Source organism: Actinomycetota bacterium, from assembly GCA_040754375.1.
Taxonomy (GTDB): domain Bacteria; phylum Actinomycetota; class Acidimicrobiia; order Acidimicrobiales; family AC-14; genus JBFMCT01.
The window spans coordinates 1-10,219 of sequence record JBFMCT010000067.1; the positions used below are offsets into that span (position 1 = coordinate 1).

Genomic DNA, 10,219 nt, shown 5'->3' on the forward strand with positions numbered 1-10,219 from the left:
TCGCTGCCCAGGTGGCGGCGCAGGCGGGACATCGCCTGGGTGAAGCTCTGGTCGGTCACCTCCTGGTCGCCCCACACGGCGGCCCGGACCCGCTCGCCCGACACCCGCCCGGGGTGCAGGGCCAGGTTGGTCTCGGGAGGCTGACATGCCCTCTGACCTGGGCCTTTACTCGGAGCGGGCGACGAGAATCGAACTCGCGTCTTCAGCTTGGGAAGCTGACATTCTGCCTCTGAACTACGCCCGCGAGCGGTTGCCAGGTTAGTACAGGCGGTCCGGTGGGATCGATGGCGCGGCGTTCACCTGGGCGAAACAGGCCATTCACGTTGGGCCCCTATGTTGCCGGCCGTGGAGGTCGCGCTCCTGAGATGGCCGGACGAGTCGGGGCGGAGGCAGCGGCTGAGCCTTGCCGGGGGGCCGCGACTGTTGCTGGTGGCCGACGGCTCGACGCCCCCGCCGGTCCTGGACTGCCTGGAGGACTGGATCCGGGTCCCGGCCAGCGAGGAGGAGGTGAGGGCCAGGGTCCACGCCCTCGCCGTCCGTCGGGCGGCCCATCACCACGACGCACCGGGGATCGACGCCGACGGCGTGCTGCGCTACCGCAACCGGTGGGTTTCGCTGCCGCCCCTGGAGGCCCGCCTCACCGAACTTCTCCTGAGCCGCTACGGAGCGGTCGTGAGCCGCGAGGCACTGGCCCATTCGGGCTGGCCGGACGGGGCCAACGGGCGCAACGCGCTGGACGTACACGTGCTGCGGCTTCGACGACGGTTGGAACCGTTGGGCCTCGCCATCCGCACAGTGCGGTCTCGCGGCTATCTGCTCGAGACCTCTACGTGACGGCAGGCGCGCGAATCGCTATCGTTCCCGACGCACGGGAACGGAAGGTCGGTGTGAACCCCAGCCTCCACCGGCCTTCCGCCCCGTGTACTTCCCGCGTCCCCCGGCGGTCGGCGGCCAAGGCGTTGGCACCTACGCTGGAGGGCTATGTCTGTTGAGATCTCCGATCTGGCCCAGCCCGCGCCGAGCCGCATCGTGCTCGTCGTCATCGACGGCCTCGGCGGTTACGCCGACGCCCAGCGCGGCACCGAGCTCGAGGAGGCGAGAACCCCCAATCTCGACCGGTTGGCGTCCGAGGGGGCGGTCGGCCTGCTCGACCCGGTCGGCCCGGGCATCACGCCCGGCTCAGGTCCGGGCCACCTGGCCCTGTTCGGCTACGACCCCCTGACCTACGAGCTGGGCCGGGGAGCGTTGTCGGCCGCCGGCCTCGAAGTCGAGGTCCGGGCGGGCGACGTGGCGGCCCGGGGCAACCTGGCGACCGTCGACGACCGAGGGGTGGTCGTCGACCGGCGGGCCGGGCGGATAGGCGACGAGGAGGCGGCCAAGGTCGTGCGGCTCCTGTCCGAGCGGCTCGACCTCGACGGGGTCGAGATCGAACTGGCCCACGAGGCCCAGCACCGGGTGCTGGTCGTGCTGCGGGGTGACGGCCTCGATCCCGCGGTCACCGACACCGACCCCCAGAAGGTGGGCGTCGCCCCCAACGCCCCGATCGCGCTCACGCCCGCGGCCGCCCGCACGGCCGCCCTCGTGGCCGAGCTGTCACGCCAGGTGCGCGAGCTGCTGGCCGGCGAGGCTCGGGCCAACGCCCTGCTCCTGCGCGGCTTCGACACCCATCGAGTGCTGCCGACGATGCAGGAGCGGTTCAAGCTCAACCCGGCGGCGGTGGCGGTCTATCCCATGTACCGGGGGATCGCCAAGCTGGTGGGGATGCACGTCCTGCCCCGCCCCTCGGGCCTCGACGAGCAGGTCGCCCAGATGGCCGCCCACTGGGACGACCACGACTACTTCTTCTTCCACCACAAGCCGGCCGACTCCGCGGGTGAGGACGGCAACTTCGAGGCCAAGGTGGCCGCCATCGAGGACATCGACGCCGCCATGGCAGCCATCGCCGCCCTTGGACCGGACGTGTTGGCCGTGACCGGCGACCACTCCACCCCCAGCCAGATGGCGGCCCACTCCTGGCACCCGGTGCCCGCCCTGGTCTGGAGCCCCCGGGTCGGGCGCGACCAGGCCGACCGGTTCGGTGAACGGTGGTGCCGGGGGGGCGGTCTCGGCCACCGCCGGACGGTCGAGCTCATGCCCGTGCTGCTGGCCTGCGCCGGGCGCCTGGCCAAGTACGGCGCCTGACGGCCGCACCGTTCTCTGCCTGATCAGGGGGGCGGCTTGCATTCCCCGCAGGAGGGAATACTCTCGCGCTAGGGCACCTTGATAGTGGTGCACTCAAGTTTCTATAGTTGTTCTGACAGTTGGGCCCATCTGGCCCGCTGACCGGGAGGAGTACGCCCATGCCCAAGGCCGTCGGGATCGACCTCGGCACCACCAACTCCGTCGTCGCCGTCCTCGAGGCCGGCGAGCCCGCCGTCATCCCCAACGCCGAGGGGGGACGCACGACGCCGTCGGTGGTCGGTTTCTCGAAGACCGGCGAGGTGCTCGTCGGTGAGGTCGCCAAACGCCAGTCCATCACCAACCCCGACCGGACGATCCGTTCGGTGAAGCGCCACATGGGGACGAGCTGGACGATCGGGATCGACGACAAGAAGTACCGGCCCCAGGAGATCTCGGCCCGCATCCTCCAAAAGCTCAAGCGCGATGCCGAGGCGTTCCTGGGTGAGAGCGTGACCCAGGCGGTCATCACCGTCCCCGCCTACTTCGACGACGCCCAGCGCACCGCCACCAAGGAGGCGGGGGCCATCGCCGGCCTCGAGGTGCTGCGCATCATCAACGAGCCCACGGCCGCCGCCCTGGCCTACGGCCTCGACAAGGAGAACCAGGAGCAGACGATCCTCGTCTTCGACCTGGGTGGCGGCACCTTCGACGTCTCGATCCTCGAGATCGGCGAGGGTGTGTTCGAGGTCAAGTCCACCAGTGGGAACACGAGCCTGGGCGGCGACGACTGGGACCAGCGGGTCATCGACTGGCTCGTCAAGCAGTTCAAGGGCGAGCACGGCGTCGACCTCGGCCAGGACAAGATGGCCCTCCAGCGCCTGAAGGAAGCGGCCGAGAAGGCCAAGATCGAGCTGTCGGCCGTGGCCGAGACCCAGATCAACCTGCCCTTCGTGACTGCCACCCAGAGCGGGCCGCTCCACCTCGACTACAAGCTCACCCGGGCGAAGTTCCAGGAGCTGACCGAAGACCTGGTGCAGGCGTGCAAGGGGCCGTTCGAGCAGGCCCTCAAAGACGCGGGCATGAACAAGAACAGCATCGCCCACGTCATCATGGTCGGCGGTTCGACCCGTATGCCGGCTGTGCAGGAGCTGGTGCAGTCGATGACGGGCAAGGAGCCCCACAAGGGCGTCAACCCCGACGAGGTGGTGGCCGTCGGCGCGGCCATCCAGGCGGGTGTGCTCAAGGGCGAGGTCAAAGACGTCCTGCTGCTCGACGTGACGCCCCTCTCGCTCGGCATCGAGACCCGGGGGGGCATCGCCACCAAGCTCATCGAGCGCAACACCACCATCCCCACCCGGCGCACCGAGGTGTTCACCACGGCCGAGGACCTGCAGCCCTCGGTCGAGATCCACGTGCTCCAGGGCGAGCGCGACATGGCCATGTTCAACAAGACGCTGGGCAAGTTCCAGCTCGTCGGGTTGCCGCCCGCACCCCGAGGTGTCCCCCAGATCGAGGTCACCTTCGACATCGACGCCAACGGCATCGTGCACGTGTCGGCCAAGGACCGGGGGACGGGCAAGGAACAGTCGATGACGATCACCGGCCAGTCCTCGCTCAACAAGGACGAGATCCAGCGCATGGTCCGTGACGCCGAGACCCATGCCGAGGAGGACCGGCGGCGTCGCGACGAGGCCGAGACCCGCAACCAGGCCGACACCCTCGTCTACCAGACCGACAAGATGCTGCGGGACTACGCCGACAAGATCGGGCCCGACGAGAAGTCGAAGATCGAGTCGGCCCTGGCGTCGACCAAGGAGGCCCTGCGGGGCAGTGACGTCGGCGCCATCCGTTCCGCCCACGAGAACCTGATGTACGCCACCCAGGCGTTCGCCCAGAAGCTGTACGAGAACACCGGCGATGGTGACGGCGGAGCGCCCGGCGGTGGTTTCGGTGGCCCCTCCGACGACGATGTTGTGGACGCCGAGATCGTCGATGGGTAGCGGGGCACCCGAGAGCACGGCCCACGAGGCCGGGCACTCGGGCCCCGTGCCTGACCCTGAGGAAGTCCGCCGGGACGAGGCCCCCCCCGCTGAGGGGGAGACCGGTGCCGCCCCGTCGGAGGACGAAGCGGCCGCCGAGGTCCCGGCCGCCGATAGCCCCGCGGGCGACAGCCGGGAAGCCGACAGCCCGGGAGCCGACGGCCCGGCGGGTGACGGCGCGGTTGGCGGGGACGACGACAAGCCCCTCCGAGCGGCCGAAAGGGTGCTGCTCAAGCGGTACGAGAAGGAGCGGGACGACTTCCGCGACCAGTACCAGCGGACGCGGGCGGAGTTCGAGAACTACCGCAAGCGCATGGTGCGCCAGCAGACCGAGCAGGCCGAGCGGGCCGCCGAGGGGCTCGTCGAGCAGCTCCTGCCCGCCCTCGACAACTTCGATGCCGCCATCTCCCATGGGACGGGTTTCGAGCAGGCTCGGGCCAGCATGCTCGTACTGCTGGAGAAGCAGGGCCTCGAGCGGATCGACCCGGTGGGCCAGCCCTTCGACCCGGCCGAGTCCGACGCCGTGGCCCACGAGGACGGCGACGGCGGGCCGGTCGTGGCCGAGGTCCTGCGTCCCGGCTACCGCTGGAAGGGCCGCGTCCTGCGGCCCGCCATGGTGCGCGTCCGAGGCTGAGGCCCATGGCCCAGCAGGACTGGCTGGAAAAGGACTTCTACAAGGCTCTGGGCGTCCCCGAAACGGCCACCGAGGACCAGGTCCGCCGGGCGTACCGCAAGCTGGCCAAGCAACACCACCCTGATGCCAACCCGGGCAGCGAGGAGAGGTTCAAGGAGATCACGGCCGCTTACGAGGTGCTGTCGGACTCGGGCAAGCGCAAGGAGTACGACGAGTTCCGCAAGCTCGGCCCCCTCGGAGGCATGTTCGGCGGCCGCGGTGGCCCGGGAGGGGCCGGGGGCGCGGGCGGACCGGGAGGTGCCGGAGGAGGGGGTTCGTTCACGTTCACGAGCGACGACCTCGGCGACCTCCTGGGAGGGCTTTTCGGTCGCGGCCGGGCCGGGCCGGAGGCGACCGGTGGCCCCGGGCCGTTCGGCGGCACGGCGGGATCAGGTGCCGGCCCCCGGCGGGGCGCCGACCTCGAAGCCGAGCTCCACCTGTCCTTCGAGGAGGCCGTCAACGGCGTCACCACGACCGTGAACGTGACCAGCGAGGCCGTGTGCCAGGTGTGCCACGGGGCCGGGTCGGCGCCCGGGACGGCGCCCATCGTGTGCTCGACCTGCTCCGGCCGGGGGGTGACCGACGACAACCAGGGGCTGTTCTCGTTCAGCCGGACCTGCCCACGCTGTGCCGGGCGGGGCATGATCGTCGAAACGCCCTGCCCCAAGTGCGGCGGCCGCGGTGTCGAGGTACGCCCCCGGCAGGTGAAGGTCCGGGTGCCGGCCGGGGTCGACGACGGCCAGAAGGTCCGCCGCAAGGGCGGCGGCAGCGCGGGGCGGAACGGTGGTCCTCCCGGTGACCTGAACGTGGTCGTGCGAGTAGCCCCCCACCCCCTGTTCGGGCGCAAGGGCCGTGACCTCACGATCACCGTGCCGGTCACGTTTGCCGAAGCCGTTCTAGGGGCCGACATCGCGGTTCCGACGTTGTCCGAGCCGGTCACCCTCAAGGTCCCGCCCGGGACCCGCTCAGGGCGTACCTTCCGGGTACGAGGGCGGGGGGTGGCGACCGCCAAGGGGGTGGGCGACCTGCTGGCCACTGTGGAGGTGTCCGTACCCACCCGGCTGTCGTCGGCTGAGCGGGAGGCCATCGAAGCCCTGGCGGCCGCGTCCGGTGAGTCACCTCGTGCCCACCTGGGGGTGTGATCGATGGCCAACGAGCGTGAGCGCGGTGTCTACGTGATCTCGGTGGCGGCCGAGCTGGCGGGTGTCCACCCCCAGACGCTTCGGATCTACGAACGGCGGGGCCTGCTCGACCCCGCTCGCACCGGAGGCGGCAGCCGACGGTACAGCCAGCGTGACATAGAACGCCTGCGGCGGATCTCCGAGCTCACCGAGGCCGGTCTCAACCTGGCCGGCGTGAAGGCCGTCATGGAGCTGGAGGACGAGGTCCGGCGCCTCCGGGCCCAGGTGGTCCAGACCAAGAAGGAGGCCCGGGAGGCCATCGAGCGCATCCACCGCCAGTACCGGCGCGACCTCGTCCCGGTCCAGCAGGCCCCGGTCCCCTACGGCCGGCGCCGCTAACCTCTTGGGGTCGCGCACCCCTCCGGTCCCGACGGACGGGCGGCGCACCAGCCAGATCATGCCGTCCCGCGCGCTTCCCAGACGCAGTGCCGCCGCCATGGCGTCGGCCATGGCGGTGTTGGCCGGCCTGACGGCTGCGGCCCTAGGCGTGGGGGCGGTGGCCGACCGCGATGGGGGTAGGGGCGGGGGGTCTCTGCCCTTCGGCGGCGCGGCCGCCGTGCTCGAGCGGTTGCCGCTGGCCTTCGAGGAGAACGTCGGCCAGTTCGACCCGGCGGTGCGTTTCGCCACCCGGGTTCCCGGCCAGCAGGTGCTGCTGACCGCCTCGGGAATGGTCGTGTCGCCCGCAGGCGTGGGCCTGACCTTCGAGGGCGCCCGGCCCGACGTCTCGGTCGTCGGGGCCGGACCTCTGCCCGCCCGGGTGTCCCGGTTCACGGGCGCCGATCCCGGGCTGTGGCATCCCGGGGCCCCGACCTATTCGGGTGTGACCTACGTGCAGGCCTACCCCGGGGTGGACATCTCCTTCTACGGGCGGGGCCGCCTGGTCGAGCACGACTTCGTGGTCGCGCCGGGCACCGACCCCGGGGTGATCACGTTCGCGGCGCACGGGACCACGGCTCACCTCGCAGCCGGGGGTGACCTGATGCTGGGGGAGGTCCGCCTGCGTGCCCCCGAGATCTACCAGGACGTGGCCGGCGAGCGGCGGCCGGTGCCCGGGCGCTACGAGGACCGCGGTGACGGCCGGTGGGGGTTCGCCATCGGCGCCTACGACCGTTCCCGCCCCCTGGTGATCGACCCGGTGTTGGAGAGCTCGTCCTACCTGGGCGGCACCAGCACGGACACGGCCTACGCGGTGGCCGTCGACGGCGACGGCAGCATCTACGTGACGGGCTACACGGAGTCGGGCGACTTCCCGACGGTCAACCCGCTCCAGCCTTCCCCCCAGTTCGAGGGCACCCGCACGGACGTGTTCGTGACCAAGGTGCAAGCCGACGGGGGGACCGTCCTGTGGTCGACCTACCTGGGGGGTAGGGGCCGTGACGCCGCCTTTGCCCTCGCTCTGGCCCCTGACGGCGGTGTCTACGTCACCGGCTATACCGAGTCGAACGACTTCCCGACGGTCAACCCGGTGCAGGCCGCCAACGGGGGCGCCAGCGACGTGTTCGTGACCAAGATCAACGCCGCAGGGACGGCCCTCGACTTCTCCACCTACCTGGGCGGCACGGGAGCGGACAGCGGCAGCGGCATCGCCGTCGACGCCAGCGGCGCGGTCGTAGTCGTGGGTGCGACCGGTTCGGGCAACTTCCCCAGGGAGCGGCCGTTCCAGGGGGCACTGAGCCGGCCCGACGACGTCGACGGCTTTGTCACCAAGTTCCAGCCCGGCGGCGCCGGCCTGGCGTGGTCGTCCTACCTCGGGGGCTCGGGCGACGACCATGCCATCGACGTGGCTCTCGACGGCGACGGCAACGTGTACGTGACGGGCGACACCCGCTCACCCAACTTCCCCACCGAACGGCCCTTCCAGCCCGCTCTGGGCGGGACCGGGGCGGGCGGGGGAGCCAGCTTCGCCGACGCGTTCGTGAGCAAGATCAACGCCGACGGGTCGGGGTTCGTGTACTCCAGCTACCTGGGCGGAGCCGACTCGGACAAGGGGACGGGGATCGCCGTCGACGCCCAGGGCGCGGCCTATGTGACCGGCAATACCGGGTCGGCCAACTTCCCGGTCGTCTCCGCGGCCCAGGACCGCAAGAACACCGACTTCGACGCTTTCGTGACCAAGGTCCGCCCCGACGGGTCGGGCCTGGTGTACTCGACCTATCTGGGCGGGAGCGGGTCGGACGGGGCCGAGGCCATCGCCGTGGACGCGGCCGGCAAGGCCCACGTGACCGGGGCTACCGCCAGTTCGGACTTCCCGGTGCGCGACGCCTTCCAGGAGGTGCGGGGCGGCGGGTTCGTCGACGCCTTCGTGACCGAGGTGGCGGCCGACGGGTCGGCGTTCGTCTCGTCCTCGTACCTGGGAGGGCGCGACGACGACCAGGCGGCCAGCATCGCCCTCGACCCCGGTGGCAACCCGGTAGTCGTGGGCTACACGAACTCGCCCGACTTCCCGATCGTCCGGCCGTTCCAGCCTGGTCGCGGTGGCGGCGTGGGCGACGCGTTCATCACCCGTGTCCGTGTCGACGAGGTGGCGGCCGCTTCCGCGCCCGGCCTGTCGGCCCGCGACCGCCGTATCAGGACGTTGGTCACGGTCACCGGCGGACTATTCCTGGTGGCCGGCCTCCAGACGCTGTGGTTGCGCCGCCGGCCCGGCCCCGGCAGCCGTCCCCAGCCCGCGGGCGCAGGTGCGGGTGCGGGCGCGGGCGCCGGGGTGCGCGGGGCCGGGGTCGCTGGGGTGCCCGGAGCCCAGTACTCGCCGGGTTCCGGACCGCCCTCGTTGCGCCGCGTCCCCCAGCTGCCGACCAAGGCCGACCCGGCGGCCCGGTGGGGCGGTCCTCGCCCTCCCGGGGAGCCTGGGCATCCCGGGCCTGCCGGGCCGCGCCCGCCGGGCCGCCGCCCCCCGGCAACGACCGTGACGTCGGGCCCGCGCATGGCGGCCCCCGACCTGTGGGGCCCCGAGAGCGAGGCCGAAGCCGGGCCGCAGCCCGCGGGGGCCGGTCCACGCCGGTCTGCGGCCGGCGGGCTCGATCCTCTCGACGTGTGGGGGCCGCTGGTCGAGGACCAGGACCCGACCGAGCTCGTGGCCCAGTGGTCAGGCGAGGGCCTCCTGGAGCTAGCCGGCACCCAGGCTGACCCGAGCCCGTTGGTCCTGAAGCCCGCCCCGGGGGCCGGCGGGCCGCAACCCGCGGGTGGTGGCGAGCCGGCTGCGCCCGTCGCACCGGCTGCCGAGGGACAGCCGGACGAGGCCACGGCCCAGGTCGCACTAGGGCCGTCCGGTGGTGGCACCTCGGCCGGGGGCGCGCCCAGGTCACCGGTGCCGGCGGCCGTGCCACCGCCGCCGGTCCCCGCACCCGTGCCACCGCCGCCGGTCCCCGCACCCGCGCCTGTACTGCCGCCCGCGCCACTGCCCGGACGGACAGCTCCGTCGGCGGTCCCGGTTGCCGCCTCGGGGACACCGGCCCCCTCCTCCACACCCGGCGAGCGATCGCCGGCTGGGGCCGCGCCCGCTGGCCCCGGCATGGGTACCGCTGGTCCTCAGCCTCCGGCCCACCCGGGCCCTGACGGTTCGTCACGATCCGCCGCGGCTTCTGGCCCGCCTCCCGGGCCTGGCACCGCCGGACTCCCGTCCACGGTCCAGGGCGCGGCCGGCCCTCCCGGGCCGGTCCCCCCGCCCGGCGCCCCGAGCGGGGCTCAGGGCAGGCCCTCGGCGATTTCCGGCTCGGCCCAGTCCGTGACCCCCGCCCAGGCCGTGACCCCCGCCCAGGCCGTGAGCCCGGCTCCGCCGGTCGGACCGGGCACGGCTCCGCCGAGCCCGCCCCCGGCACCCGCCTCGTCCCCCACGCCCGGCTCGGTCGCCGTTACGCCCTCCTCCCCGCCGCCGCCCGCCCAGACGTCGCCACCGCCCGGGACACCGCCGGCCCAACAGCCACCTGCCCCCCACCCAACGTCCGCCACTCCGTCGGGCCCGGGCCCTGCCCCAGTTGCACCTGGCACCGTCGCAAAGCCCACTCCGGGCCCCGCACCTTCACCCGGCCCGTCCGCAGCCCCGCCGGCCCCCGCGTCCGGCTCCGCCGTACCCGCCCCAGCCCCGGGAACGGCCGCACCCGCACCCTCCACCCCGGCCGCACCCGCACCCTCCACCCCGGCCGCACCCACAGCCGCCACCCCGCCCA

The 10,219-nt window shown here is 72.6% G+C and carries 7 protein-coding genes and 1 tRNA gene; 7 read left to right on the forward strand and 1 reads right to left on the reverse strand.

Features of this window, described 5'->3' with window-relative positions:
- Positions 1-173: 173 nt before the first annotated feature.
- A tRNA-Gly gene (locus AB1673_16755) sits at positions 174-244 on the reverse strand.
- Between the two features lie 101 nt (positions 245-345).
- Between AB1673_16755 and AB1673_16760 the strand changes: the two genes are divergently transcribed.
- From AB1673_16760 to AB1673_16790, 7 genes are all read left to right on the forward strand, one after another.
- Positions 346-834 (forward strand): winged helix-turn-helix domain-containing protein, encoded by a 489-nt coding sequence (locus tag AB1673_16760; GenBank protein MEW6155613.1) that lies wholly within the window; start codon positions 346-348, stop codon positions 832-834.
- Positions 835-981: 147 nt separating this feature from the next.
- Positions 982-2,181 (forward strand): 2,3-bisphosphoglycerate-independent phosphoglycerate mutase, encoded by a 1,200-nt coding sequence (locus AB1673_16765; GenBank protein ID MEW6155614.1) that lies wholly within the window; start codon positions 982-984, stop codon positions 2,179-2,181.
- 158 nt (positions 2,182-2,339) lie between these two features.
- Positions 2,340-4,160: a molecular chaperone DnaK gene (gene dnaK / locus AB1673_16770; GenBank protein MEW6155615.1), complete on the forward strand. Its 1,821-nt coding sequence runs from the start codon at positions 2,340-2,342 to the stop codon at positions 4,158-4,160.
- A 46-nt stretch (positions 4,161-4,206) separates the two neighbouring features.
- Positions 4,207-4,833 carry a nucleotide exchange factor GrpE gene (gene grpE, locus AB1673_16775; GenBank protein MEW6155616.1) on the forward strand — a complete coding sequence of 209 codons (627 nt, stop codon included), beginning with the start codon at positions 4,207-4,209 and terminating at the stop codon, positions 4,831-4,833.
- A 5-nt stretch (positions 4,834-4,838) separates the two neighbouring features.
- Positions 4,839-6,014, forward strand: coding sequence for a molecular chaperone DnaJ (gene dnaJ / locus AB1673_16780; protein MEW6155617.1), 1,176 nt, complete (start codon positions 4,839-4,841; stop codon positions 6,012-6,014).
- 3 nt (positions 6,015-6,017) lie between these two features.
- Positions 6,018-6,392: a MerR family transcriptional regulator gene (locus AB1673_16785; GenBank protein MEW6155618.1), complete on the forward strand. Its 375-nt coding sequence runs from the start codon at positions 6,018-6,020 to the stop codon at positions 6,390-6,392.
- Positions 6,393-6,450: 58 nt separating this feature from the next.
- On the forward strand, positions 6,451-10,219 hold a 3,769-nt coding region (locus tag AB1673_16790; protein MEW6155619.1), incomplete at its 3' end, for an SBBP repeat-containing protein.

Bases quoted from the DNA above. Each gene is read 5' to 3' on its own strand.
- AB1673_16765 (MEW6155614.1), top strand. From the start codon at position 982: ATGTCTGTTGAGATCTCCGATCTGGCCCAGCCCGCGCCGAGCCGCATC.
- dnaK (MEW6155615.1), top strand. From the start codon at position 2,340: ATGCCCAAGGCCGTCGGGATCGACCTCGGCACCACCAACTCCGTCGTC.
- dnaJ (MEW6155617.1), top strand. From the start codon at position 4,839: ATGGCCCAGCAGGACTGGCTGGAAAAGGACTTCTACAAGGCTCTGGGC.
- AB1673_16785 (MEW6155618.1), top strand. From the start codon at position 6,018: ATGGCCAACGAGCGTGAGCGCGGTGTCTACGTGATCTCGGTGGCGGCC.